A 25,517-nucleotide genomic window follows, 5' to 3' on the forward strand; every position below is an offset into this window, starting at 1 on the left:
CCAAATAATAGGAATATCGAAAATTAGACTTTTTTCAAACGATAGAAAAGGTCTGAATAGTTAAATTATTCAGACCTTTTTAATGCTTAATTATTAAAAGGTTTTATCAGCAACGTCCCACCACAAACGGGTCCCGCCATTATCTTGCCCGCCTAGCATCTCAACAGCCTCGGCTACTGCCGCACTATTACTGTTATATTCACGTTGCGGATAGGGCATCCGTCTAACGCCGGGAATAGTAGGTATCGTTCCACCACTATAATTTACTACAACAGGAAATAGAATAGGATAACTGGTGCGCCGATATTCAGCCCAGGCTTCATCACCGTCCGGAAATATAGCAATCCACTTCTGGGTGATGATGCGTTCCAGCTTAGTCGCGCTGGTAGCAGCATCATCCCATTTGATTGTAATTTTACTCAGGTAAGGAGAAGAAGCAGCAACGTCATTTTCCCCGCTCTTAACAGCCTTCGGATCTACGTAAGGCATAGCCATGCTTGTTGCATCATTCTTATAAGCGCTTGCTTGAGCGGTTAAATTATACATCTCAAAAGACCGGTCGATGCCTGTCTCATAATTGGTTTTCGCATCTCCTGCATTGCTCCAACCTCTCAATGCCGCTTCGGCTTTCAAAAACCAGCTTTCGGGAGCTACCATTAATTGCATCTTCATAGCTTGTGGTTGCAATTTGGAGTAATTGTCGTACCGGCTTTTGGCATCAATGTTAATACCGGAACGGATCCCCTTATATTGTCCGGCGACAGCGGGATCCGTTGCGGTAAGGAATAGTTTGGGTAGACGAGGGTCGTTGTAACCGCGTAAAATAGATTCAAATGGAGCACCCAGTCGGGTATCACTCCAACTACTGGTGATGATGTTTAAGGGATGGTCTACACTTAAGGTGATGTAGCAGTTATCGACTACATTTTCCAATAAACCGCCATTTACAGGGTCCAGGGCTTTCTCGCCCTCGGTTTTAGCTAATGTAGGATTGACATAAGCGATGCGTAAAGCCAGTCGCAAACGCAATGTATTGGCAAATTTAAGCCAATGGCTATACCGTTTCGAGGTATAGGCAAGGTCGGCCTTCTGCATGGCCGGAGAATCCTCGTTGTTTTGAATCGTTTTAAGGATGTCAATCGCTTTATTTAAGTCCTCAAAAAATAGGGTATAGGCTTGTTCCTGCGAGTCATAAGAGATTCCGCCATCATCGTTGATCACATTATACTTACTATAAATAATCGGGCCGACCTTATCGCTAGTACGATGCATGGCCGCTACCTTTAGCACAAGGGAAAAAGCGTAAATATCCTGTAAATTTTGATCTTCTTTCGTCAATTCGATCACACGATATACCGGATTCATCGCTTTAATATAACGCTGCACCCAAATAGCCTGATACCAACCTTGCACTAGGCTATAGGTTAGATTATTGGCATTACCCACAAAAGGCGCCTGCGCACCAAAGTAACCGCCATAGGCGTCGCTGCACAAATTATTGGCTAGTTGGTATTCGCCCACATCCTCCGGAATAATGTCGCGTTGTGCCTGTGCTAGAAAGGATGCTATTAAAGCATAATCGGCGTTTGCCTGATCATCTGTAACGCCCACAGGGCTGGTGTTGATCTCTTCGAATTTGTCTGTACAACTCTGACCGACGGCTAATCCGATGAACGCAATGAAAAGTATGCTGTATTTTTTAAATTTATTGATCGTGTCCATAATGTTGTCAATTAGAAAGATGCTTTTAATGTTAAACCGAAACTTCTGGTAGTGGGTAAGCCAAAAATATCATAACCCTGGCCTCCGACACCGGTGGTTGTGTTAAGCTCCGGATCATATGGAGCATCGTTTTTAAAGAAAAACAGGTTCCTTCCGGAAAGACTGAGCGAAGCTTGTTGAACCGCGCGCCATTTGATCGGCAATTTATAACTGATAGAAAGCTCGCGTAGGCGAATATTGGTGGCATCGTAAATTTGCCCTTCAATAATTCCATCCCGGTTACCGATTGCACCATAATAAGCCTGTGCTGGTAATAGACCTTGCCACGGCGTGCCATCGGCTTGTACCGCCGGAACATCTACACCGCCCCGATCACGGGCATCAGCGCTTTCTTGGCTCACACCGAAAGAATTTAAATAACCTTGAGTAATGCTGATAACCTGGCCACCAAAACGGCCATCGATGGTAAGGCTCAGCGAGAAGTCTCCATAGCTTACCGTATTGTTCCATCCAATGATAGATTTGGGATTATTATTGCCAAGGTAGCCATCGGGCCCGCCTTGAGGTCTTCCGTTTTCGTCCACGATAAGAGTACCATTCGCATCACGTAAGAATGTGCGTCCCCAAAAGTCACCGAAAGATCCACCCAGGCGCAGAACATTGAAATTGCCACCAATACTATAGCGTTCGCCAAGGCCGGGCGCCAACTCCAATATTTTGTTGCGGTTTGCCGTAAAGTTCACGCCCGTATTCCATGTGAAACGCTCGGTTTTGATCGCGTCAACACCTAAGGCAAGCTCAATCCCTTTGTTTTCGACATTTCCGGCATTGAGAAACACGGTAGTATATACCGCGCCGACGGGGCCGTCATAAGAGAAATATTGATTCTTTGTATTGGTCTTATATAGTGCTAAATCTATGTTAACGCGGTCGTTAAAGAAGCGACCTTCATAACCAAGTTCAAAACTTCTGCTAATTTCGGGTTTAAGCGGAAGCCCTTTATACGGGCCAGAAACATTGGCCGTCAGTGTTCCGGTGGCTAGCGTATTTACCGGAAATGTTGAAAAGGCGGCTACATCGTTACCAACCTGTGCGTAAGAGAAGCGTAATTTACTATAATTGATAAAAGTTGGAAGTGTCATCAGTTCGGAAAGGATGGTGGTTAACCCGGCCGACCAATAAAAATACCCTTTGCTTTTGTTGGGCGTGAAAGCCAATGTTGAGGACCAGTCGTTCCGTGCGGTGAGATCGACGTAAACCTTCTCTTTGTAACCGATGTTGGCTGAGCCAAATAACGACTGAACCTGTCTTTTGTTGGCAGTTTCTGTTAGACTGGTGATGGGCGAATTTCGGTAGATATTACTTAATAGGAAAACATTGGCAATAGCTAATCGACGCTGATCCAATATCCAACCGCTTTCGCGTACATCATTAATGGACGTACCTGCCGTAAATGTCAGATTCCAATCGTCGAACTGCTTGTTTCCGTTGACTAATAAATCTCCATATAAGGCGGTACTTTCTCCTTCTTCGCGTTGATATCGACCATTATCATTCAGCACGCCCGCAATGGTTTCTCCGGAAATGACGCCTTGGGTACCGGCATAGGTTCGGCGTTGCCACTTATCCCAACGCTTGTTAAGGGTCCCTCGTGCCGTGACATTCAGCCAATCAGTTATATTGTAACGCAGTTGCGCCTGGCCGATAATGTTGTTGCGGTTCTGATCAGTCGGATTTCGATGCAATACCCAGAACGGGTTCTGCTGATGGTGCGTACCCGTAAGACCAGCATCGGCATTGATATTCCACCAGTCCTGTAAATATAGATTTCTTGACGACGAAAAGTATTCGAAGGTTTTATATTTTTCGAAATCCTGCCCGCGAGGAAACATATATAGGCCACTTAAGGGACTGAAATACAAACCGGAGGCAGGGCGATTATGTATCTTCTGATAGGAGTACATTAAGCTTCCATCGAAGGACAATTTATTGTCGAAGAAGTTGGATGTATTGCGAAGCGATACGGTATGCTGATCGAATGTGTTGGTTGGAAGTACCCCTTTATTCGTGGTGTTGCCATAAGAGAAATAATTCTGCATCTTTTCCGTGCCGCCACTAAAACTAACTGAATTAATAAAGGTGGTCCCTGTATCGAAGAAATCTTTTACAGGGTCTGAAAAGGAGCCTGCTTCACCCCAACTTTCTTCACTATCGGGCGTCGACTGGCCATATTTATATTGTAGCTTGGGTAAGTAAAAAGGTTTATCAATTGTCACGCCGGAGGATATATCCAGTCGCATACGCCCGGCCGCTCCTTTTTTAGTGGTAATCATAATGGCTCCGTTGGCTCCCTGACTGCCATAGAGTGCAGAAGCAGAGGCGCCTTTTAACACGTTGATACTAGCGATATCATCTGCATTCAGGGTACTGAGAATGTCGCCTTTGTCTGTTCCGCCACCAAAAGGCCCCTCAGAGCCACTGCCCGAAGTATTGGTAATCGGCAAACCGTCTACTACATAAAGCGGTTGATTACTGCGGTTCGATTTCATACCTCTTAAGACAATATTAACAGAACCGCCCATCCCGGACGAGCTGCGGTTAATCTGAAGTCCCGAAATTCTGCCGGTTAAGTTATTCATCGGGTTTACATCTTTAACACGCGTCAGTTCATCGCCCTTCACAGTCTGGGTAGAGTAAGTCAAGCTTTTAGCTTTGCGTTCAATCCCCAAAGCGGTAACTACCACCTCGTTCAGTTTATTGTCTGACGCAACCAAACGTATATTAAGAGGGGTGTTGTTATTGGCTGCGACGGTAACAGTTTGCGATTCGTAACCCAAAAATGAAACTTCAAGCGATAAGTTGTTTAAACTGGTTTGTAAATTGAATCGGCCCTCTTCGTCGGTGGAAGTGCCGATATTCGTTCCTTTTACTTTGATGGATACGCCAGGTAACGGTTGGCCATCCGTCTGATCGGATACTTTTCCGATGATACTTCTTGTCTGCGCTCCCAATAAGAGCCATTGACTAAAGAACATTAAGCATAGCAAAACTTTCTTCATGTTAAGTGATTTTGGTTATAAATTGTTGTTTAAGAACGGGTTGTGTTACATTAGGTTGGCCTGCAAATGCTTTCAAAAAGCACAATAATATCCCAGCGCACATTTTTTTGTTTCACAAATGTGATCGCCTGCTTCACAGCATCGAGTCCGTAAATAAATTGATAGGGTAAGTGCTTTACGATCGATTACACGATTAAGTTATTGAGAATAACAGAAAACCTCTAAGGATCTATTGCACAATAATGTTTAATAAACGAGGGATTAAGCTGGTTGATGGCTTACATTCTGTTCTCTGTTGCTATCAATAAAATGTATTGATCGGTTGCTTGTATTGTTCTTGTGTTTGTATTAGTCTGACTTTAATTGAATTTAGTCTCTCATAATTGTAACATTTCTGTGAATATAGATAATATTTTTAACAAAGCAATAGTATTTCAAAAAAAAAGTTTTTGATGGGTTCTTATTTATACCAAGTATAAAATGAAACATACTTTTGTGAAATAAAATAGAAGTTTAGCAGCTCGTGCCCACCTAACTTAAGCTTTCAAGTTTGCTGTGTAGACAGAAAACAAGCCCTATCCGGCTCTTCAAAAAAATAGCTGATTTCAGGGGCAGCCGATAGTGGCAAATTCGCTAGTTTTGTTCACATCCCATTAGAAATATGACAAACGACGAATTAAGAGCAATAGAGTCCGCCGCAAGGGCTAAAGATTCGGAACAACTCAAGGCGATAACCGAACAGGCTACAAGTGCTAAAGATTTTCAAGATTATGCACTTGGATCTGCCGTCACTCAGTTGATTAAATCGAGTCAATACGAAATAATCGACCTTTTTATTCGGAAAGGTTTGATCGAAACGGATCTTTATCTATACGACAAATTTGACAATAGTATTATTAACACATTCTTACGCATCGATAGTCTGCAATTGCAGGACTTAGCTGGTTATTTAGCTTGGTTTGAAACTTTTGCCACCCGGATCGATGAAATTGACGAAGAAGTAGGGGGGATTACTTTACTCAACTATGCGATTGAGGTGAATGCGCCCGTCTCCTTATTGAAAATATTAGTGGGTCAAGGGGCAGACATTCATCGGAAAGATAAATACGACCAAACGCTTCTTTACAAGATATGTAATTACGGGATGAAACCCGAAGCCTATCGAAGAGAGCTTGTAACATGGTTGATAGCAGAAGGCCTAGATATAAATGCTGCCAATGTTGAGGGGAATACACCCCTTCATGTTGCTGTTCGTTTGCGGAATATAGAGGTGATAAAAGCGTTGTTGGAAGCCGGTGCCTACCCCAATGTTGAAAATAAGCAGGGAGAGAGCGCCTTTTTTCATGCCGCTGTTTTTCAATTCGACGCAAAAATAATGGAGTTGTTTTTACATTATCAGACCCCGGATTTTTATGCTTTAACCAAACAAAAAGAGAATCTCTTAAATGGTTTTTTGCGCGCCATGGTATATGAGAATGATGATAATTATAAAATATTGGATATGTTGTTAGATCATGGAGGCGACCTTAAGGAGCCGTCGGACTATTACCATCGGCCAAAAACAGGAATTGACTGGGCTTTAGAGAAGTCATACAACTTACTGGAGCGCTTGGTACACAGAGGTGCTCTCGATCTCGACTATCGCGATAATGAAGGCAACACGTTATTGCATAAGGTATGTATGTTTAACTTGAATTATGATGAACCAAAGGCAAAAGAACTGTACCGAAAGGTGAAATTTCTATTACAACAAGGTGTAGATGCCAAATTAGAAAATATAGCCGATAAAAAAGCGGTAGATTATGCGTTGGGTGACAATCTGAAATCAAAAACAGTAGAATTATTATTAGCACAAGAATAAGTTGTATTATGTCTCAATCATTTATCATTGCCTGTGAAGGAGGTAAAAGGAAGATTGCTGAAATCCTTTTGGAAAAACAACAAGTTGATGTGGGTTATACTGACGAAAAAGGCCGTACAGCATTACATTATGCGGCGCATCGCGGTTATTTGGATCTAGTGAAGCAATTAGTTGAATCAGGTGCGGATCTGAATTATGAAGACCATCAGGGAGAAACGCCCCTGTACTTTGCCTTGTTGCAAAAACAGAAACAAACGGCCTTGTTTTTAATGAACCAGGGAGCTGATATACGAATAAACGACTTTCTGGGTAACAGCTTATTGCATATTGCCGCAAGAACCGGACAACAGGAGGTGGCCGAAAAATTGATCGCTGACGGACTCGATATTAACGCTTTAAACAATGAGGCAGAATCACCTTTATTGATTGCTGTGCAATATAAGTACCCGCCGATGGTGCAATTACTATTAGATAATGGAGCTGAAGCAAATGTAAGTGATAAGCAGGGAAATACGGCGTTAAATTTGGCTGTTGAACAGAACTCGGTACCGATCGTTAATAAGCTTTTAGACAATGGAGCGGCTGTCAATATAGTGAATGATCAGAGCGAAGGCCCTCTCCTTTTAGCAACGAAATTAGGTAACCGTTTAATTACGCAACGTTTAGTAGAACAGGGTGCTGATATTTTTGCCGAATCGGCCGAAGGTATATCGCCGGTATGGTACGTGTGTGGCAGTAATCAAAAGGAGCTATTGGCGCTATTTCTATCCAAAGGATTGTCTCCCGATTATGCAAGGCCGGTCGATTCTTTCGATGGCCGAGACGGGGATTATATTCGGAAATTGATTGCGCGAACCGGTACGCGTACTTTTATATTAGGCTTTGAACCGCATTATGCAGGCGAGACTTTGTTACAGACGGCCGCGAAATCCGGTTATCTTTCTTTAGTAAAACAACTGTTAGAGGCGGGAGCAGCGATTGATAAGCAAGACGCCGCAGGCAATACCGCGTTGCATTATGCAGCGGCTTATGGTAAGAAAGATGTTGTCCGGTTTTTGTTAACGCATGGCGCAACCACAGATTTAGCCAACGCGTTGGAGCAAAAGCCTATCGATTATGCTAATATGCAAGGTTTCAACGAGATAACCGCCCTATTAATCGATTTTGGTGCTCAATCAAATGATATAGTTGACGGGCCGATGCAGGCAGAAATGCCAAAGGTAGCCGTACAGGCGGGTATGGATATGGCACAAAAGAAACAGGCACTTTTTGATTTGAAGGATTTATTAGATGCAGGTATAATCAATCAAGAGGAATTTGATGCCGAGAAAAATAAAATTCTACAATCCTGAACTTGTTGAAATATAAAATAAGATAACTATGTTGATTTATCGAGGTTGGGGAATCTTAGCCATTTTAATACCCATTGTATGTATAATGATTGGCATATCGCTTTTTGGCGAAGCAGGAAATTCGACTTTACGTGGGTTTCTTTACAGTTTGTTAGTTTCCGGTATTATAATCGTTCCCTTGGGGCTTTATCTTAAACGTAAAGGTAGAAAGCACGATTTATATTTTATTCCGTTATTTGTTTGGGGAATCGTTTGGATCACTGTTGCGTTTGGGTTTTTACTCGGAAAAGGTCTTTTGTAAGTGAGTTTACCAAGCAATAGGTTAGCTTGTGTTTTATTGTCAATTTGGCTAAGTTTGTCTAGTAATGGTCAAACAGCTATGGTTTTCTGTTCTCTTTGTTGTTTTCATTAGCCTCGCACACGGTCAAACGCAGGATAGCACAAATTATTACGTCCAGTTCTCGTCCACGAATTCGATTAATAAAACAAATGACAAAAGCGCATTTCTATTGAACAACGCACTCCGTTTTTCCATCGCAAAAGAGCGGATTAAACTAAATTTCAACAATAACTGGCTCTATGGACGCCAGGATGGGAGCCAGTCAAATAACGATTTTTCAAGCTCACTTGATTTTAATATTTATCGGAAAGATCTTCGGTTTTTCTATTGGGGTTTAGCGAATTACAATACGAGCTTTTCTTTAAAGATTAGAAACCAACTATTGGCGGGAGCCGGCGTTGCTTATAACCTGATTGACAAAAACGAAGTTTTTCTTAACATAAGCGACGGCTTTCTCTATGACGCAAGCAGTATTCTTGAAAATGAGTTACCTATAGATTATCAAACGGTACGAAACTCTTTTAGACTCCTTTACAAATTTGTCTTTAAAGAGCTTATCATCATTCAGGGCAGTAATTTCTACCAACCTTCGCTCACCGATGCGGCAGACTTTAATATTAAATTAAACAACGATATTGCATTTAAACTAAATAAATGGCTTAGTTTAAAAGGCTCTTTGGTATATAACCGTATTAATCGTACAGATCGAGAAAACCTATTATTTACCTATGGAGTTGCTTTTGAAAAGTATTTTTAAGCTTTCGGTAGTTGCCCGAGCTACTTCACAAAAACGACGATAATGAAAACTTTTTTGGCACGTTATTACTTCTGTAAAAGAAGTAATTTGTCTTGCGAATGAAACCTTCCACTAATATGGCAGGGAAGCATAGGTCTAATTCATTAATTATTTTACGCTGATGAAGAAAGCAGTTGTATTTGGTGCCACCGGCCTTATAGGCTCGTATCTTTTAAAGGAATTACTCAATAGTACAGATTATGAAGTCGTAACGGTTGTTGTTCGGAGAAAATTGACTATTCATCATCCTAAGTTGAAACTGTTAATAGGCGACTATCATAGCTTACCTAGTCTGAAAGAAGATATTAAAGCCGATGAAGTTTATATAACCTTGGGAACTACGAAAAATAAAACACCTGATCAAAGGGTATATTACGAGATAGACCACGACTATCCGGTGCTGGCTGCAAAAATAGCCAAAGAACAAGGTGCAACAGCCGTTTTTTTAGTGACGGCCGTCGGTGCGAATCCTAGCTCCGGTGTGTTTTATTTAAGGACGAAGGGGGAAGTGGAAAGGGATCTCACAGCACAAGGGTTCGATCATACACATATTTTCAGACCTTCCATGTTAATGGGAAATCGGGACGAGAATAGGCCATTGGAAAAATTTTTTATGGCCATATGGTGGTTTATTGGACCGCTGTTAATAGGGAAGGGGCTTGAAAAATATCGAGGTATTGCCGGAGAGCGTGTGGCTAATGCCATGATAAAAGCTGCACAAAATCAAAACGAAAAAGTAAAAATTTATCATTGGCGAGAAATGCAGGATCTTTTAAAATGAGCCGAATTCGCTGCTTATGAAAAGAGCTCACATTTTGTTGCTATCAATAATTTTTTTTCCTTTGTGCAAAAGGAACCGGCATGAAAAAGGCGGAAGCAACTCGATTCAGTATTCTACGAAAAGCCTTTGAACTCATATACACGAAGGGATATCAAACAACGAGCATTGATGATATTCTTGCAACAACAAAAGTAACGAAAGGAGCCTTCTATTACCATTTCAAGAATAAAGATGAAATGGGACTGGCCATTATCAATGAAATTCTTAAACCTAATTTTGCCAAAAATTTCATTGATCCTTTAAAAAACGATCAGGACCCTATAGAACTCATATATAATATGATGTACCACCTCTTGATGGAAAACGAATTTCTAAAAGTAGAATATGGTTGCCCTGCCGCTAATCTAACGCAAGAAATGGCCCCTTGGAATGAGCGTTTTGCGAAAGCACTTGACGAACTCGTCAATCAATGGAATAAGTCTTTAATCGCAACGATCGAAAAAGGAAAGAAAGACGGACGTATACGACAGAACGTGGACGCAAAACAGGTTACTTTTTTTGTTATGTCGGGTTATTGGGGTATCCGTAATTTCGGCAAACTTGAAAATAATCGATCGGTATATGTTTCTTATTTAAAGGAACTTAAGAATTACTTGAACTCGCTGAGATAATTTTTTTATCTAAAAACATACTGAGTAGTATGTTTTGTTATATCTTTGCTTCGTTAATTAAAAAACGATGTACGTTACACTTATTTTTCTTCATTCTCTTTTCAGGTGGTTGGTGCTAGTCAGTCTAGTCGTCGCTATTGTTCGTGCCTATCTAGGTGTTAATCAGCTTAAGCCCTTTTCAAAAACGGATAATGCAATTAGGCATTGGACGGCCACCATTGCACACATACAGCTGGTGCTTGGAATTATCCTTTATACCAAAAGCCCTATTATAAAATATTTCTGGAAGGAAACCGAGGAGACCTCGTCGAATTGGGACGTAGCATTTTTTGCCCTGTTCCATGCCTTCTTGATGTTTAGCGCGGTGGTTGTCCTTACTGTTGGCTCTTCTTTAGCTAAGCGTAAATCGGAAGATGGAGAAAAGTTTAGGACCATGCTGATATGGTTTTCAATAGCCTTGTTTATTATTTTTATAGCCATTCCATGGCCATTTTCACCTTTATCTAGCAGACCTTATTTTAGATAATATGATACACTTGAAACAATCAAAAGTTGCTACGCTCCGTCTGATAGGTGTAGCCGAGGGAATATCGTTATTAATCCTCGTTTTTGTCGCGGTACCGATGAAATACTATTTCGATAACCCTTCTTTAACTAAATTAATGGGCCCTATTCATGGTGCGCTGTTTTTGCTATTTGTTTTTAATGCGCTTAGTGTAGGAATAGAGCAAAAATGGAAATTTAGAACCACCACATGGCAGGTTCTACTGGCTTGTATCGTGCCCTTTGGGACGTTCTATATCGATCGAAAGATTCTTCGGAAATTAGATTAAAAAAGTAAATGTGTCATTGTTGTTAAAAAACGGTGACAGCAATACGAAATAGTAGCGCTTTATCTCACCTTTACGTTACAAAGAAGCTTACATTTAATCTGTTCTTTATTCGTCTGAGCATAAAAAATATAGATTAGAAAAAATTAATTTCATATTATCAAAATGTTAAGCCAAATTTGCAAATGTTTTTTTGAGAGGAGATGCAACCTTTAATTCAAATGGAATACCCGGCAACCATTACCTGGAAACAGGCGATGCAAAGTTGGGCTTTTAAAAGCTGGCTGATCGCTGGCCATCTTTTGTTTATTGTACTTTTATTTGTGCTGCCCCAATTCTTTGATCATATCGAGCTGAGAGATGGAGTGCCTTTATATGATCCGTTGCTGAACCTTTTACCTACCATGGATTTATCAACGCCCATATTTGTATGTATATGGGGGATGGCAGCGTTGCTTTTGTATCGGTGTTTTTCTAGCCCTGCCATTATGATTACCGCATTATATGGCTTCTTGCTGGTTGTATTTATGCGGATGCTGACCATTTCGTTGGTCGCATTAGACCCTCCCACCGGATTAATTCCTCTAGTGGATCCGTTAAGCAATATTGCCTATGGAAAGGCCGGTTTTATTACCAAAGATCTTTTTTTTTCCGGTCATACCTCCACGATGTTTCTTATCTTTTTATGTTTACCAAATCGAGTGGATAAGCTATTAGCTTTAATAGCCACGCTATTGGTCGGAAGCATGGTGCTGATTCAGCATGTGCATTACAGTATCGATGTGCTGGCGGCTCCTTTATTTACCTGGTGTTGTTTTTGGTTGGGACGCGAAATCGCATTAAGCGGATGGTATAAGGCAGCCCATTTAGCTTTAGCAAAAGAAAAAGTGGGTGTGCGTGTGGTGACTACTGAGCTTCGTAAGCTATAATTTCTCTTCCAATAGCGTTAATTTCATCGTCCGCTTCAAAACGAGGTAGCTCGGTTTCCGAATCCAATTTAATCCAGCTATTCTCCGTGTCTTTCATGATTTTCATATATTCGACACCATCTTTATAAACGGTATAGATGTCCTCTTCTTCCGGGAAGATCGCATAATCAATCTCATTGAGAGTAATGTCAAAAGGCTCTTTCGTTTGCATAGTCATCTTTTGTTACAAAGTTAAGGAAATTCTATTATAGTAAATAAGGTAGATAGTTTGGGTTAGACTTATTGCACTTTACATGGAGTCATGCTCATTTTAAAAGAACGTTTATTTTATACATCCCACTTGCTGCGCCCATTGGGCCAAGGTGCTTTGGCTTGTCTATTCCGTTGCAACCCGTGGTCAGATGCCCATCCGTGAATCGGAGCCACCCTCTTGCGCAATGGCGTGCCCTTCGTTCGTCGATTCACTGATTACCGTCTGCTTCGCATAATAATGGTGAGGGGCATCTTTGACTGCCGGTTGCTGCCTCCATAGACTAGGCCATTATCGTCCTTTGGAACGATTTTGCAACGGGCTATAGCGCAGGGCATAACGGCCTTCCAGGGTGAGCGTAAAGAAAATTCGGTTAGCAGGGCGTGCTAAAGTGTTATGCGAAAAAGCGAAGGGAAGGAATTGTGAATAGGGGCGGCTCCGCAGAACAGAGGGATAGGAACCGAATTTTTAGTGAGCACTGGATAGCCTTGATTGTTTGGTTCTTTATGATCAAGCATAAAGAACATATATTAAAAAAGTTGAATAAAATAAACGTTCTTTTTATTATTACGCTCGATTGGATCATATGTTGAAAAAACTTTTTATAGTTAAACCTGTTGTGCTGAAAATAGTCTTATCGGTTGTAAATAATGATTATATGAGAAAAGTTTTTATACTAATCACGATGTTAACCATCGTCGTTGCTGCCTGTACAGCGAAAAAGGGGATGACGTCCAAAAAAGATGCATTGAACGGAACATGGGAATTGGACTATATCAGCGGTCCTCGCATTGCATTTGAAGGCTTGTATCCCAATAAAAAACCCTTTATAAAAATTGAAGTAGACAGTAACCGCGTGAGTGGCAATACCAGTTGCAATAACTTTTTCGGAAAACTGAATCGTGATGGTCATAATATAAGCTTTAAAGAAGGTTTAGGAATGACGAAAATGTTTTGCGAAGGGCTGGGAGAGCCGACCTTCATCAGTACGCTCGAAAAGGTAAATCGTTATGATATTACCGATGAAGGTAAAACGCTTCATTTTATTATGGGAGATATTGCTATGATGCGGTTCAGGCGGATTGACTAAATGCTGAAATCGGACCTCTGTTAAAGGTTTGTTTCTTACCCTGAAATTTTGTACTTTGGACTATCACTTTTATTAACTAAGTTTTTATTAAAAAAATAAACGATTCAGTATGGGAAAAGGAGATAAAAAAACCAAAAGAGGGAAGATCACGATGGGTTCATTCGGAAAAACGAGACCTCATAAGCAAAAAAAAATCGCAGCAGCAACGGCGGTTGTAGAAGAAAAGGCCACAGTAAGTGCTAAAAATAAAAAGGGTTGATATTCATCAACCCTTCCTTATAACCTATTTAAACGTTAATTATTTCTTTTCCTTTTTATAAGCAGCATTTAAGCCGTCTACCACTTCTTTGGTGATTTCAAGGCTCTCATCTGCGAACAGTACACCCGGGTTTCCTTTGGCATAAGTTAATACAAATTTATAGCCTTTCTCTTTCGCATGCGATTTAAGGTAATCGGCTACCTTGTTGTATAACTTTTCTTGTTCTTGGGCTTCATCATTGGCAAATGACTGATTCGCATTCTGGTTGAATTTGCCGAGCTCTTCCTGCTTACGTGCCAAACGTTCTTCTGTACTTTGGCGCTGTTCTGCACTCATGGTAGCAGCGTTTTTTTGGTACTCAGCCACTTCACGTTGAAAAGCATTGCCTTTCGCTTGTAGCTCGCTCTGTGTCTTTTTTGCTTTTTCCTGAAGCTTGGCTTGCATATCTTTAAAGTACTCATAATTGGCTAATAGCGAATCAGAGTTTACATATACGATCTGTCCTTCAGTGGCTGCGGCAGCAGTGCTGTCTTTGCCGGACTTAGCCGCCGGTTTATTTGCATTGTTATTACATGATACTGCAGCCACAGCCAGCATCAAGCCTAATGAAATTTTTGCTATAGAAGCGAATGGTTTGTTCATCTTATGTCTTTATTGTTTAATTTCTATGCAATCAAAACGCAAACCTAACATAAAAATCATATACTAAGCAATTTTTTTTTAAATGCGCGCGGGAATCATGCATATTGAGAAACCGATTTTATGAGGTGTATGTCAGCAAAAAATTGACTGGATAGGAAAGGAATTGTAGGCGTTCCCATCCTATTCTCTGTGTTTTTTTATCTAGAAAAAAAGAACATTAAATAGCTATTATATAAGGAGTAAATTACTCAAAGTCGGTAAAATTTCGTATTTTTGTGTTTTTGGAACTAAACTATACATGAGCGAAGAAAACAAAAACAAATCCAACTATTCCGCAGATAATATACAGGTATTAGAGGGCTTAGAAGCCGTAAGAAAAAGACCGTCAATGTATATCGGAGACGTTGGCGTGAAAGGTTTGCACCACTTGGTGTATGAAGTAGTTGATAACTCCATTGATGAAGCGCTAGCCGGTTACTGTACAGACATTCATGTAATCATTCATAAAGATAACTCCATAACAGTGGAGGATAACGGACGGGGTATCCCAACCGGAATCAATAAAAAAGAGAACAAATCAGCCTTGGAAATGGTCATGACTATGCTCCATGCCGGTGGTAAGTTCGATAAGGACACCTATAAGGTTTCCGGTGGTTTACATGGTGTTGGTGTTTCCTGTGTGAATGCACTCTCTACCTTGTTGATAGCTGAAGTACATCGGGAAGGTAAAATATTTAAACAAGAGTATGCGCAGGGAAAACCTCTGTATGATGTAAAAGTAATTGGTGAAACCGATCGTACCGGAACGAATGTTACTTTCCATCCGGATCCAAGTATTTTTACCATGACTACCACGTATAGTTATGATACGCTTGCCGGTAGATTGCGTGAGTTGGCTTATTTAAACAAAGGAATCAGACTTACCCTACTTGACGAACGCGAGGAGCAAGAAGATGGAGCATTACGTCATGAAGAGTTTTATTCTGAAGGTGGCCTGAGCGAGTTTGTTAAATTTTTGGATGGTAACCGTCAGCCTCTAATTCCTGACCCCATTCATGTGGAAGGAATAAAACAGGGTATACCGGTAGAGTTAGCTTTGCAATATAATGATACCTATTCCGAAAACGTGCACTCCTACGTGAACAATATCAATACCATTGAAGGGGGTACTCATGTTGCCGGATTTAGGAGAGGCTTAACCCGTACTTTGAAAGCTTATGCAGATAAATCGGGCCTGTTAAAGAACCTAAAGGTAGAAATTACAGGTGATGATTTTCGAGAAGGCTTAACGGCTGTTATTTCTGTAAAGGTCGCTGAGCCGCAGTTTGAAGGACAAACAAAAACCAAACTCGGGAACAACGAAGTAATGGGCGCCGTAGATGTCGCTGTAGGCGAGATTTTGGGTACTTACCTGGAAGAAAATCCACGCGAAGCAAAGGCAATTGTACAGAAGGTTATCATCGCGGCTCAAGCTCGCGCCGCTGCACGCAAAGCCCGTGATATGGTGCAGCGCAAAACGGTAATGGGAGGTAGCGGTTTGCCGGGTAAGTTGGCCGATTGCGCAAACAATGATCCTGCTAAATGTGAAATATACCTCGTAGAGGGAGACTCGGCGGGAGGAACCGCAAAACAGGGGAGAAACAGGGAATTTCAGGCAATCCTGCCTTTGCGTGGTAAAATCCTCAACGTAGAAAAAGCGATGGAGCATAAAATCTACGAGAACGAGGAAATTAAGAATATGTTTACCGCCCTAGGGGTGAGTATCGGTACTCCTGAAGATGCGAAGGCGCTGAATCTGGAAAAACTTCGTTATCATCGAATCATTATCATGACGGATGCCGATGTGGACGGTTCGCATATTACAACGTTGATTTTGACCTTCTATTTCCGTTATATGAAGGAATTAATAGAGCGAGGTTATGTCTACATTGCTACTCCTCCGTTGTACTTAGTAAAAAAAGGTAAAGAACATGAGTACGCGTGGAATGAAAATCAACGACTGGCAGCTATTCAACGGTTGAAAGGTGCCGGTAAAGAGGATAGCGTACATGTTCAGCGGTATAAAGGTTTGGGAGAGATGAACGCAGAGCAGTTGTGGGATACTACCATGAACCCCGAAACCCGCACCTTACGTCAGGTGAGTATAGAAAATGCGGCGGAGTGCGACCGTGTCTTTTCCATGTTAATGGGCGATGAAGTGGCACCTCGTCGGGAGTTTATTGAGCGTAACGCTAAATATGCGAAGATAGACGTGTAATAAAGGGCATAAGGTGATAGGGTATAGGGTGTAAGGCTTTCCTTAAACCTTATACCTTTCTACCTTCTCCCTCATCGAAGGAAATTAACCAAGCCTATTACTAAATCGCTGTTTAACGGGAGGTTTGGATTTGAATAAGTCTTCAAGTTAGCTTCTTTATTTGCAGGTGCTGTTTTTAGTGTATGGTTCATGTTTTTTATAAGTAAGAGCGTGGCTTTGGGATTCGCTGCTTTTAACTTTTCGGCGTGGCTGGTCGGTACTTGCAAATCCGTAGTGCCTCCCACAATCAGGATTGGTATTTTTAACTTCCTGATTTCTTCTTCGGGATTGATTTTGAAAGACGAAATAAGGAAGGGTTGTATAGCCGGGGCAAATAAACTATTGAGCTCGGTCGGAACATTATTTGTCATTTTTCCCTGTTTCAGCAGGTTGATAATTGACGTAGCTTCTTTAACTAAGGAAGGTTGTGTTAATAATTGATTTTCTAACACAGTAGCAAGATTTTCTCCCGGGCCGCATAAAGAAACAACGGCGTCCGGATTCAGCTGCTCCGATGCAATAATGCCGATGTTTGAACCTTCGCTATGACCTATAATAAACAGCTTTTGAAATTTTTTTTGATTTTTGAGAAATGTTCCAAGAATCACCGCGTCATCTACAAAGTCGTTAAACACCAAGTTATTTTGGCTTGTCTGAAAGTTTACACTTTCGCCGATCAAACGCTTATCGTATCGGAAACTGGCGATGCCGTTATCCGCTAACGCTTCCGCTAATAATAAGTAACTGTTGGCTTTCACACCATAAAGGTTGTTGCCATTGCGATCCGTAGGACCGCTACCCGCAATGATTAAAGCGACGGGAGTACCCGCTTGCGGATTTTTTGGTGTCATAAGAGTTCCGCTGATAATACCTCCATTTACTTTGATTTTTAACGCCTCTTCGGGGAAATTAGCCGGGCTCCTATTGGTGTTGGCCCTGATTTTGGGTTGTTGTTGCATTAAAAAAGCCGAAATATCTCCGCTCGTGTTAAAATGGAATGTTAAGGGAACAATATAATCTTTAAAAGTGGCTTGCAGTATCAACGAGTTGTTATTATTAGTAATGCTATCGAGTGGTTCTACCTGCTCAAAAGCACCAAATTGCTGGTTAATACCCTTCCATATCTTCGATAATGTTGCTGGGTTAACCTTCGCTTTAAAATCAGCTGAAGTAAGATCAAGTGCTTCCTTGTAGTTGGAATCAACCATGAGCGAGATGAATTTTGCCGCCTTATTGCCGTTTGTGTTTTGCGCTTTTCCGCTATAAATGCTCAAGAATAATAAGGTAAAGAGAATAAAAAGGTAACGCATAAAATGAAAAATTTTCCTTAAGATATAAAAATTATACGACTATCGGCTTTTCTCCCTAAAATAGGGATTACCTTCAGTGAACTCCCTTTGGTCGGTTTCGCCTTTAACATACAGATGAAGGTGTTTATATTAATTTGATCTCTCTTTACCTTGATGCAAAGAGAGGCAAACATCAAGGCTTTGTAGACTACCTTGCACCTGATGGCAAAGCATCACTGGCGCGTATTGGAGCCGTTTCACTTCCTCAATCCGCTTGGATACTACAATATGAGCAGAGGAGCAAATGCTTTGCTGCTCGTTGCGTCGGTATCCTCCAAGGCCATGTAAGTACTTCGGGACGGTTTTGCAAGGGGTTGGGAAGAACGGCCTCACAGCGTGAGCGTTAAAAAGATTTAGGATAGCCAAGGCAAAAAAATCATGTGAAAAAGTGAAGCGTGGCTTGGAGGGAGGAGCGGCTCCACATGATTTGAGCGATGGACCTAAATCTTTAGCGAAGGATGTGCAGCCTTGAACTTTTGGTTCTTTTCTTTCAAAGAGAAAAGAACAAATATTTTATAAAAAAACTGACTAAAAAATCCTTCCTTTTCTAAAAGCAAACACCTGTTGCTTTTAGGAGTTATATCCGACAGTTATAAAAATTATATGGTACTTGCTAGCGAAAATAGCTCATTGCTGAAAGCCGATCTCCATTTCCAAATAAGCGAATTTTATAGTAGGTTTGCACCTCTTTATATGTATACAATAGTATACTAAATGTTATTTATACCATGAGCATAGCGAAGACATACAACCCCAAAGAAACCGAAGATAAATGGTATGCCTATTGGCTGGAAAAGAAGTTTTTCCGTTCTATACCGGATGGTAGAGAACCCTATACGATTGTCATGCCTCCTCCTAACGTCACGGGCGTATTGCACATGGGACATATGCTAAATAATACGATTCAGGATGTATTAATTCGCCGTGCCCGGATGCAGGGTAAAAATGCCTGTTGGGTGCCCGGTACCGATCATGCGTCTATCGCAACCGAGGCAAAGGTAGTCGCTATGCTTAAAGAGCGCGGAATCAATAAAAGCGATATCACACGTGAAGAATTCTTGAAATACGCTTGGGAATGGAAGGAAAAATACGGCGGAATTATTCTCGATCAATTGCGAAAGCTGGGAGCCTCGTGCGATTGGGACCGGACGCGCTTCACTATGGAACCCGACTTGAGCGATGCGGTAATTGATACATTTATTCACCTTTATAAGAAGGGGTATATCTACCGAGGTATCCGCATGATTAACTGGGATCCGCAGGGTAAAACCGCTGTCTCAGATGAAGAAGTAATTCGCAAAGAGGTAAACCAGAAGCTGTATTATATCCAGTATCAAGTTGTAGACACCAACGAAGAACGAACAACGAATAACCAACAACGATCGTACATCACCATCGCAACAACCCGGCCGGAAACGATTATGGCTGACACGGCCGTTTGTATCAATCCGAATGACGAACGCTATCAGCATTTAAAAGGAAAGAAAGTACTGGTTCCTATAATAAACAGGGAAATACCCATCATTGAGGATGAGTATGTTGAGATGGAATTTGGTACAGGTTGTTTAAAAGTAACGCCGGCACATGATCTGAACGACTATGAGCTGGGCCTGAAGCATAAATTAGAGGTTGTCGACATCTTAAATGACGATGGAACGCTAAATGAAAAAGCGCAGATATTAGTAGGAGAGGATCGCTTTATCGCCCGTAAAAAAATTGCTAAAATGCTGGAAGAAGCAGGGCAATTGGAAAAGGTTGAAGATTATAAGTCGCAGGTTGGCTTTTCAGAGCGGACCGATGCAGCTATTGAACCAAAGCTATCTATGCAATGGTTTTGTAAGATGGAGCACCTTGCAAAGCCGGCACTGGATTACGTGCTTAGTGGTGAGGTTAAACTAATTCCTGACAAATTTATCAATAGCTATCGCCATTGGATGGAGCATGTTAAAGATTGGAATATATCGAGGCAACTCTGGTGGGGCCAACGAATCCCGGCTTGGTACAATGAAAATCAAGATTGGGTTGTAGCTAAAACTGAAGAGGAAGCGATAGTCGAGTTTGAGCGCTTGGGAAAAAGCACAAAGGGCATTTATCAGGAGGAGGACGTGCTAGATACTTGGTTTTCGTCAGGCTTATGGCCTATATCCGTTTTTGACGGATTTAAAGAGCCAAACGGAGCCGATATCAATTATTATTATCCTACAAATGATTTGGTAACAGCGCCTGAAATATTGTTTTTCTGGGTAGCGCGTATGATGATTGCAGGGCACGAATTTCGAGGAAAGGCACCATTTAAAAATGTCTACCTTACCGGTATCGTGCGCGACAAACTTGGACGGAAAATGTCTAAATCATTGGGGAATTCGCCGGATCCGATTGAGTTGATGGATCAATATGGTACGGATGGCGTGCGTGTTGGAATGTTGTTGTCGTCTCCTGCAGGTAATGACCTCATGTTTGATGTGGCCTACTGCGAGCAGGGCCGAAATTTTGCCAACAAGATTTGGAATGCCTTCCGATTAGTTAAAGGCTGGGAAACGGTTAACAAACCGGCAACAAAAGCAGAGCTTAAAACCGTGGAATGGTTTGAGAGCCGCTTTAGTGAAGCTGTGATCGAAGTAGAGGAGCATTTCGCCGCCTATAGACTTTCTGATGCGCTCATGACCATTTACAAGCTTATATGGGATGATTTCTGCTCCTGGTATCTTGAACTGGTAAAGCCGGCTTATCAACAGCCTATTGCTAAAGATCTATTGACCTTTACGATCGACTTTTTTGAGCAGGTATTGGCCCTTGCTCATCCTTTTATGCCATTTATCACGGAGGAGCTATGGCACGATGAATTGTTTGGAAGTCGGAGTGCGTTGGATTGCTGTATTGTGGCAGCCTATCCTAAGGCTTCAAAGATCGATCGGGAGCTTCTAAATGACTTTCAGGTGGTTCAGCAAGTTGTTTCTGAAATACGTAACGTGCGAAACACGAAACAAATTTCTCCTAAAGAGACACTTCCACTTGCTATCAAAGTGAATACCGATATTGCTTACGAAAACTATTTAGATAGTATCAGAAAATTGGCGAACATCAGCGACGTAAGCTTCGTTTCGGAGCAACAAGTGGGGACGGCAGCATTTATAGCAGGCAAGGATGAGTTTTTTGTAAGCATAGCTCAAAATATTGATGTGAAGGCCGAGCGTGAGCGAATAACAAATGAAATCACGTATTTACAAGGTTTCCTGAAATCGGTGAACGCAAAACTATCAAACGAGCGATTTGTACAAAACGCGAAGCCGGAGATCGTGCAGAATGAGCGTAATAAGCAAGCAGATGCACTTGCGAAGATTAAAATTTTAGAAGAAAGTTTGGCGTCACTTTAATGTTACTATTCCGTTTTCGATAGCTCAAAGCTTTTATTATCTTCGTGAGGATATTAAATTATAAAAACTTAAAGTTATTAACATGAAAAGAATTCTCAGTCTAGCACTTATCGGCTTTGTTCTAGCATCTTGCGGTGGTGCTTCCAAAAAGGAAGAGAAAGCGGCCGATCAGGACCCGAATTTAATCACTTGCGAGGGCATCGGTAAAGTAAAATTAAGCTATAGCCATGCGGATCTTGAAAAGGAATTTGGCGCCGATAAATTGGCTGATACAACGAAGGAAGTAGAAGGTAAGAAAGTGAGCGTTACTAAAGTATTCAAAGATACACCTGAAGAAGTAACAGTATTTTGGGCAGAAACGACTGCTCCTTTTACCAAGGCGGTGAAATTGAGCGTATCGGATGAAATGGGACCCTATCAATTGGAAGAAGGTATTCGAGTAGGTTCCACATTAAAAGATATGGTAAAAGCAAATAACTTTTTGCCGGTTACGTTTACTAACTTTTATGCTAATGTGGATGGTTTTGCTCGTATTGAGAGCTTCAATGACGGTGATTTAGGTCAGAAGTATCCTTGTTTAGGGGGTGTATTGGATATAGATAGAACCGATAACCTGGAAGTTACATTGCTGGATGAATTTAAAAAGGAGAATCCGGTCAAATCTAATCATAAGGCCATGAACTTTATCTATGCTAATGTGGTAGAATTAAGTGTTTCTGCCAAATAGATAGATCGCGATATATAATAGACATATCTTTGTTAAGCCGTTTGTTTACAAAAACAACGGCTTATTTTATTTCGTGGTAGAAAGGAATGTCTTCCAAGAAACGGTAACTTTCCTTTTCATGGTCAATGAGACAGTAATAGTGTTCTAAGCCGTTGCTCACAACCAGGTAAGGAACTTTATGAACCATATTGTATCGTGCGATCTGTTCGAATACGGCCTGCGTGATTTTTATTGAAGGAGCCTTTAGCTCTGCTATTAATAGGCGTTTACCCGAGGGATTAAAAACTACGATATCGGTGCGTTTCTGCAGTGAGTTTAATTTTAGTCCGCCTTCACTTTGAATCAATGCTTTAGGGAAACCCTTAGCTTGTATAAGATGTTGAATCCAATGTTGCCGTACCCATTCTTCGGGCGTTAATAAGAGATGTTTTTTTCTTAACTCATCATAAATGAACAGGCGATGTTCATCTTTGCTGAGTTTTAGCGGATAGGAGGGGAGATTAAGTGGAATGGGGCTTAACATAATGACCGTGTTTGCGGATGTCTTAAAGATACAAAGCTAGGGAGATTTTTTTAATTAGTTATAAGTTGTACGTTATATAGTTAGTAGGGAGTAGTTAATAGGGAGTAGTTAATAGGGAGTAGTTAATAGGGAGTAGTTAATAGGGAGTAGTTAGTAGGGAGTAGGAAGTATGACAGGTTCACAGCTAACAGGTTCCCTTGTTCACTAATAAGGGAGTTAGTAGGGAGTAGGAAGTAGTTAGTAGGAAGTATGACAGGTTCACAGCTAACAGGTTCCCTTGTTCACTAATAAGGGAGTTAGTAGTTAGTAGGGAGTAGTTAGTAGGGAGTAGTTAGTAGGGAGTATGACAGGTTCACTGCTAACAGGTTCCCTTGTTCACTAATAAGGGAGTTAGTAGTTAGTAGGGATTAGTTAATAGGGAAGTAGTTAGTAGGGAGTAGTTAGTAGGGGAGTAGGAAGTAGTTAGTAGGAAGTATGACAGGTTCACAGCTAACAGGTTCCCTTGTTCACTAATAAGGGAGTTAGTAGTTAGTAGTTAGTAGTTAGTAGGGAGTAGGAAGTAGTTAGTAGGAAGTATGACAGGTTCACTGCTAACAGGTTCCCTTGTTCACTAATAAGGGAGTTAGTAGTTAGTAGGGATTAGTTAATAGGGAAGTAGTTAGTAGGGAGTAGTTAGTAGGAAGTATGACAGGTTCACTGCTAACAGGTTCCCTTGTTCACTAATAAGGGAGTTAGTAGTTAGTAGTTAGTAGGAAGTATGACAGGTTCACTGCTAACAGGTTCCCTTGTTCACTAATAGCAGTCGCAGCGGCCGTAGCAAAAGCCTATGCTTATAGCTTACTGCTTATAGCTTAAAGCTTACCGCTGACAGTTGTCAAACCTTAAAAATTATTGTTATTTTGCAGCGTGGTCTAGCCTATACCTAGGCTAATTGATAGTTCCCTGTTAGCCCATTAGATTAATAAAAGAATATGAGTGCATCTAACATTTTAGCCGATATCAATAAGAGAAAGCTGAAACCGATTTATCTTTTGCATGGAGAAGAAGCATACTACATTGACTTGATAGTCCATGCTTTAGAGAATAAGGTGCTGAGTGAAGCTGAAAAGGGTTTTAATCAAACGATTCTATATGGAAAGGATACAGACTGGGTTACGATCTTGAATACAGCTAAACGATATCCGATGATGAGCGACTATCAAGTTGTCATTATAAAAGAGGCTCAGAATTTAAAATGGGATAAGGCAGATGAGTTTTTTCAAGCTTATGTGGAGAAACCTTTAACAACTACCGTATTAGCTTTTGCGTACAAATATAGCAAGTTTGATAAGCGGAAAAAGATATATAAGGCCATTGAAAAGAGCGGGGTTGTGCTTGAATCCGCTAAGATTTATGATAATAAATTAGCACCCTGGATTGATGAGTATGTAAAGGAGCGTGGGATGAAGATCCATCCACAAGCTGCAGCGATGATGGGTGAATATTTAGGTACAGAGCTTTCGAAAGTAGCAAATGAGTTAGACAAGATGATGCTCAATGTGCCAAAGGATAGGGAAATAGGTGTTACAGACGTTCAAAATAATATCGGGATAAGTAAAGATTTTAATATTTTCGAACTGAATACCGCCCTGGGAAAAAAGGATGTCTTAAAGGTAAATCAGATCATCGATTATTTTTCTGCTAATCCGAAATCCAATCCGATTCCCGTCGTGATGGGATCGCTATACGGTTATTTTTCAAAAATCTTGAAATTTCATTATTTGCCTGATAAAAGCCAGCAAAGCGCTGCCAAAGAATTAGGGGTTCATCCCTTTTTTGTGAAAGATTATGAGTTGGCAGCCCGGAATTATCCGATTATGAAACTGTTTCATATTATCGGCTATCTTCGGGAGTACGATTTAAAGTCGAAGGGAGTAGATGCCTTTAATCTCGAAGCCGAAGATTTGCTGAAGGAAATGATGTTTAAGGTTTTACATTAATAAGGCTCCATCAAGAAATAAATAGATGAAAAAAGAAAGAAAACGACCGCAAGGAGAAATTAGGGATAGAGAGCGGACTAAATTAAAGCTCTTAAGTGCAGTGGGTCAAATAATACGGACGGAAGGCTACCAAGGCTTGGGCGTTAATAAGATCGCTCAAATAGCCGGTGTAAACAAAAAATTGATTTATAGGTATTTTGATAGTGTCGACAACTTGGTGGAGAAATATGTTCGGGAAAAAGATTATTGGGTCAGTTTTGTTGATAAAATAAATGTTGCAGATTCGTTCCAGCAAGATTTTGGGCAAGTGGCTTTGCCAAATTTGTTGACACAGCAACTCGATTTTTTTTTCGGAGCAGACGAACTGCAAAATATCGTACTTTGGGAAATCAGTAAACAAAGCTCGTTAATGCGCGAAATCGCTAATGCCAGAGAAGAGTTGGGCAGTGACCTTTTTCGGTTAACGGATCCATTATTCAGTGACACAACGGTAGATTTAAGGGGAATTGTTGCGCTACAGGTTGCCGGTATTTATTATTTGGTACTACATGCGAAAAACAACGGAAGCACCTTTTGCGAAATTGATGTGAATACGTTAGAAGGACGGGAACGTATAAAACAGGCTGTGACTAAAATTAGTAGCTGGGCATTTGACGAAGCTAAGAAATGTAAAAACAGAAAATAAAC

The 25,517-nt window shown here is 41.0% G+C and carries 23 protein-coding genes; 17 read left to right on the top strand and 6 right to left on the bottom strand.

What is annotated here, in order from left to right:
* Positions 1–93 precede the first annotated feature (93 nt).
* Together E0E36_RS16880 and E0E36_RS16885 are read right to left on the bottom strand one after the other, a co-directional pair.
* Positions 94–1,722: a SusD/RagB family nutrient-binding outer membrane lipoprotein gene (locus E0E36_RS16880; protein WP_130856936.1), complete on the bottom strand. Its 1,629-nt coding sequence runs from the start codon at positions 1,720–1,722 to the stop codon at positions 94–96.
* A gap of 11 nt (positions 1,723–1,733) precedes the next feature.
* The gene (locus E0E36_RS16885; RefSeq protein WP_130856937.1) at positions 1,734–4,781 is read right to left on the bottom strand and encodes a SusC/RagA family TonB-linked outer membrane protein; all 3,048 of its coding nucleotides are present in this window, start codon (positions 4,779–4,781) and stop codon (positions 1,734–1,736) included.
* Between the two features lie 661 nt (positions 4,782–5,442).
* Between E0E36_RS16885 and E0E36_RS16890 the strand changes: the two genes are divergently transcribed.
* The 9 genes from E0E36_RS16890 (at position 5,443) to E0E36_RS16930 (ending at position 12,341) form a co-directional block, all read left to right on the top strand.
* Entirely contained in the window at positions 5,443–6,642 is a 1,200-nt protein-coding gene (locus E0E36_RS16890; RefSeq protein ID WP_130856939.1) for an ankyrin repeat domain-containing protein, read from the top strand.
* A gap of 8 nt (positions 6,643–6,650) precedes the next feature.
* Positions 6,651–7,994 carry an ankyrin repeat domain-containing protein gene (locus E0E36_RS16895; RefSeq protein WP_130856941.1) on the top strand — a complete coding sequence of 448 codons (1,344 nt, stop codon included), beginning with the start codon at positions 6,651–6,653 and terminating at the stop codon, positions 7,992–7,994.
* A 28-nt stretch (positions 7,995–8,022) separates the two neighbouring features.
* Positions 8,023–8,295: a hypothetical protein gene (locus tag E0E36_RS16900; RefSeq protein WP_013665724.1), complete on the top strand. Its 273-nt coding sequence runs from the start codon at positions 8,023–8,025 to the stop codon at positions 8,293–8,295.
* A gap of 64 nt (positions 8,296–8,359) precedes the next feature.
* A complete protein-coding gene (locus E0E36_RS16905; RefSeq protein ID WP_013665725.1) occupies positions 8,360–9,091 on the top strand; it encodes a DUF481 domain-containing protein in 732 nt (243 codons plus the stop codon).
* Between the two features lie 160 nt (positions 9,092–9,251).
* Positions 9,252–9,911: an NAD(P)H-binding protein gene (locus tag E0E36_RS16910; protein WP_130856943.1), complete on the top strand. Its 660-nt coding sequence runs from the start codon at positions 9,252–9,254 to the stop codon at positions 9,909–9,911.
* Positions 9,912–9,991: 80 nt separating this feature from the next.
* Positions 9,992–10,582 carry a TetR/AcrR family transcriptional regulator gene (locus E0E36_RS16915; RefSeq protein ID WP_130856945.1) on the top strand — a complete coding sequence of 197 codons (591 nt, stop codon included), beginning with the start codon at positions 9,992–9,994 and terminating at the stop codon, positions 10,580–10,582.
* Between the two features lie 67 nt (positions 10,583–10,649).
* Positions 10,650–11,108, top strand: a complete 459-nt coding sequence (locus tag E0E36_RS16920) for a hypothetical protein (RefSeq protein WP_013665728.1) — start codon at positions 10,650–10,652, stop codon at positions 11,106–11,108.
* 1 nt (position 11,109) lies between these two features.
* Positions 11,110–11,415, top strand: a complete 306-nt coding sequence (locus E0E36_RS16925; RefSeq protein WP_130856946.1) for a DUF3817 domain-containing protein — start codon at positions 11,110–11,112, stop codon at positions 11,413–11,415.
* Between the two features lie 218 nt (positions 11,416–11,633).
* Positions 11,634–12,341, top strand: coding sequence for a phosphatase PAP2-related protein (locus E0E36_RS16930; protein WP_013665730.1), 708 nt, complete (start codon positions 11,634–11,636; stop codon positions 12,339–12,341).
* Here E0E36_RS16930 and E0E36_RS16935 read toward each other — a convergent pair.
* Positions 12,319–12,552 carry a hypothetical protein gene (locus tag E0E36_RS16935; RefSeq protein WP_013665731.1) on the bottom strand — a complete coding sequence of 78 codons (234 nt, stop codon included), beginning with the start codon at positions 12,550–12,552 and terminating at the stop codon, positions 12,319–12,321. The genes E0E36_RS16930 and E0E36_RS16935 overlap by 23 nt on opposite strands.
* A gap of 697 nt (positions 12,553–13,249) precedes the next feature.
* On the opposite strand from E0E36_RS16935, the gene E0E36_RS16940 reads away from it, so the two are divergent.
* Positions 13,250–13,681: an META domain-containing protein gene (locus E0E36_RS16940; RefSeq protein WP_242627277.1), complete on the top strand. Its 432-nt coding sequence runs from the start codon at positions 13,250–13,252 to the stop codon at positions 13,679–13,681.
* 109 nt (positions 13,682–13,790) lie between these two features.
* Complete coding sequence (locus tag E0E36_RS16945) at positions 13,791–13,940, top strand: 30S ribosomal protein THX (protein ID WP_130856950.1); 150 nt, start codon at positions 13,791–13,793, stop codon at positions 13,938–13,940.
* A gap of 39 nt (positions 13,941–13,979) precedes the next feature.
* Here the strand turns inward: E0E36_RS16945 and E0E36_RS16950 are convergent, their stop codons facing one another.
* The gene (locus E0E36_RS16950; protein ID WP_130856952.1) at positions 13,980–14,582 is read right to left on the bottom strand and encodes an OmpH/Skp family outer membrane protein; all 603 of its coding nucleotides are present in this window, start codon (positions 14,580–14,582) and stop codon (positions 13,980–13,982) included.
* A gap of 298 nt (positions 14,583–14,880) precedes the next feature.
* On the opposite strand from E0E36_RS16950, the gene gyrB reads away from it, so the two are divergent.
* Positions 14,881–16,839 carry a DNA topoisomerase (ATP-hydrolyzing) subunit B gene (gene gyrB / locus E0E36_RS16955; RefSeq protein WP_013665735.1) on the top strand — a complete coding sequence of 653 codons (1,959 nt, stop codon included), beginning with the start codon at positions 14,881–14,883 and terminating at the stop codon, positions 16,837–16,839.
* A 71-nt stretch (positions 16,840–16,910) separates the two neighbouring features.
* Here the strand turns inward: gyrB and E0E36_RS16960 are convergent, their stop codons facing one another.
* Positions 16,911–18,188 carry a DUF3887 domain-containing protein gene (locus tag E0E36_RS16960; RefSeq protein WP_130856953.1) on the bottom strand — a complete coding sequence of 426 codons (1,278 nt, stop codon included), beginning with the start codon at positions 18,186–18,188 and terminating at the stop codon, positions 16,911–16,913.
* Positions 18,189–18,389: 201 nt separating this feature from the next.
* Here E0E36_RS16960 and E0E36_RS28200 point away from each other — a divergent pair, with 201 nt between their 5' ends.
* The 3 genes from E0E36_RS28200 to E0E36_RS16970 all read left to right on the top strand — a co-directional run bounded on the left by E0E36_RS28200 (position 18,390) and on the right by E0E36_RS16970 (position 22,328).
* Positions 18,390–18,515 carry a hypothetical protein gene (locus tag E0E36_RS28200; RefSeq protein ID WP_278045570.1) on the top strand — a complete coding sequence of 42 codons (126 nt, stop codon included), beginning with the start codon at positions 18,390–18,392 and terminating at the stop codon, positions 18,513–18,515.
* Between the two features lie 440 nt (positions 18,516–18,955).
* Complete coding sequence (locus tag E0E36_RS16965) at positions 18,956–21,601, top strand: valine--tRNA ligase (RefSeq protein WP_130856955.1); 2,646 nt, start codon at positions 18,956–18,958, stop codon at positions 21,599–21,601.
* An 82-nt stretch (positions 21,602–21,683) separates the two neighbouring features.
* Positions 21,684–22,328, top strand: a complete 645-nt coding sequence (locus tag E0E36_RS16970; RefSeq protein WP_013665738.1) for a hypothetical protein — start codon at positions 21,684–21,686, stop codon at positions 22,326–22,328.
* A gap of 61 nt (positions 22,329–22,389) precedes the next feature.
* On the opposite strand, the gene E0E36_RS16975 is transcribed toward E0E36_RS16970, so the two are convergent.
* Positions 22,390–22,851, bottom strand: coding sequence for a type I restriction enzyme HsdR N-terminal domain-containing protein (locus tag E0E36_RS16975; RefSeq protein WP_130856957.1), 462 nt, complete (start codon positions 22,849–22,851; stop codon positions 22,390–22,392).
* Between the two features lie 971 nt (positions 22,852–23,822).
* Here E0E36_RS16975 and holA point away from each other — a divergent pair.
* The gene (holA, locus tag E0E36_RS16980; RefSeq protein WP_013665740.1) at positions 23,823–24,830 is read left to right on the top strand and encodes a DNA polymerase III subunit delta; all 1,008 of its coding nucleotides are present in this window, start codon (positions 23,823–23,825) and stop codon (positions 24,828–24,830) included.
* 25 nt (positions 24,831–24,855) lie between these two features.
* Positions 24,856–25,515, top strand: coding sequence for a TetR/AcrR family transcriptional regulator (locus E0E36_RS16985; RefSeq protein ID WP_013665741.1), 660 nt, complete (start codon positions 24,856–24,858; stop codon positions 25,513–25,515).
* The last annotated feature ends 2 nt before the right edge of the window (positions 25,516–25,517 follow it).

The sequence above is a fragment of the Olivibacter jilunii genome (genome assembly GCF_900607235.1).
In the GTDB taxonomy this organism is placed as follows: Bacteria; Bacteroidota; Bacteroidia; order Sphingobacteriales; family Sphingobacteriaceae; genus Olivibacter; species Olivibacter oleidegradans.